Here is a 1832-nt window from a genome sequence, read left to right on the forward strand (position 1 = left end):
CCCGGATTTCTCACAAGTGCAAAAAAATTATTGAGATGAGTAAAATTTAGGAAAGGATATTTTATACATTAGTGGATTAAATTCAGGAACCGAAGACAATTAAGTATTATCCGAAGCTTTAAAGATAAATAAAAGACGCATAAAACGATAAATGCTGAAATAAAAACTATGATTAGCAATAATTAAGCAGCCGAAAACAGGGTTAAATTCAGTAAACTCAACCCCAAGAAGCTAATCATTATGATGACAATTAAGTAAAAATTAACCAGGACAGGGTAAGAGAGATAAATAATTGTATGCCAGAGCGAAAATTCCTTTATAGGGGCAAGAACTACTAATTGAAATTAAAATTTTTCGGCAGTTAACCGTGATAGTTGCTCCTAATTTTAGTAACTTTGTCCTAATAGTGCCAACAGTAGCATTTTGAAGTTCCGTTTTGGCTAAACACTTCTCCCGTAAAGCATTCATTAAAATGTAGGCAACAGATGAAAACCACAACCGTAGTTGATTACCTGCAAATGTATGGGTACTTGTCCTATCACTTTTTAGTTCTAGTTTTTGCTCTTTGAGACAATTTTCCATATTGCCTCTTGGACAATATTTTTCTGTATAAAGTTTTCCAGGCGGGATTTTCTTTATCGGTAGTGAAGTTACTACAAAACGAGTATCTACCCCTTGATTACTATGTTCAACTTTGGCAACAACCCGCCGATTTCGACTCCAAGAGTATAGAGTTTTATAGTTAAGCGATGAATACCAAACTGAATTCTTCACAAATGCTGTTGCTGCGAGGTGTAAATCTGGTGACGGCGCAAATAAGGATTCAAAAAACTCAACTACTGGTTGCAGTTTTTGTTCATATTCAAGAGAAGCACGGTATTTAATTGATTGTGAAAGCTGAATTAATCGACTGTTTTGTGCTAATCCAAACACATAATCAATTTCTTGTTGTGATTCACACCATGCCATAATCTCTTCTCTAGAATAAGCACTATCTCCCCGAATCAGAATTTTCACTTTCCCCCAGCGTGAGCGGATTAGTTTTATAATTCTTTGTAACTCTTCTAATGCTCCTTCTGCCGGGTCTAGGTTAGAGGCACGTAACTTTGATGCTAATAAATGTTTACCGCAGAAAATATACAGAGGAGCATAACAGTACCCATGATAATAAGGGTTAAAGAATACTTCTTCTTGATGACCATGTACTAAATCATCAGTCACATCTAAATCTAAAGTTATTTGTCGTGGTGGTGAAGAATATGATTCTAAAAATATTTCCACCAATAATGTTTCTATAGCTGATGCATTATGTTCAATTCTATGATATCGACTTTCTGCTAGAGACGTTATATTTTCTGGACAGTGTTCTAGACGATTTAATGTACTCTTACCTGCTAACTTCGCTGATTCAAACTCTTTGTTCAAAACTTTTCCAACGCAGAGTGCAAATATCAAATCATCGCGGAGAAATTCATGATCATTGATGTCTTCATAGCCCATGATTAAACCATATATCCTCTGTGCAATCAAACTACTTACCGAATGCTCAATTCTGTTCTTTTCTCTGTAATCTTTGAAACACTGTGCTAATCGTGATGTGATTCCTCTTTTCCGGTCTAGTTCCGCAATTAATGTTAAACCTGCATCTGATGTTACAGGCTTACACTGGAAATTCACTATGACTGGACATGATTTTACTTGTTCAAATTTGAACTGTTCTGGTATACAATCTGTGTTCTGAAGAGTCATGCTAAAACTGCTGGAATTCAGGTATATTAGTCATTTTGGCAGTTTTTGACTCTTCTTTTTTCAGGCTTTGTGAGAAATCCGGG

The 1832-nt window shown here is 35.5% G+C and carries 1 protein-coding gene; it reads right to left on the reverse strand.

The features are described from left to right. Window positions 1-261: 261 nt before the first annotated feature. Window positions 262-1749 (reverse strand): IS1380 family transposase, encoded by a 1488-nt coding sequence (locus tag ACEYW6_RS36145; protein WP_412983596.1) that lies wholly within the window; start codon window positions 1747-1749, stop codon window positions 262-264. Window positions 1750-1832: the final 83 nt, after the last annotated feature.

The organism is Nostoc sp. UIC 10607 (genome assembly GCF_047228265.1).
GTDB classification, from domain to species: domain Bacteria; phylum Cyanobacteriota; class Cyanobacteriia; order Cyanobacteriales; family Nostocaceae; genus Nostoc; species Nostoc foliaceum_A.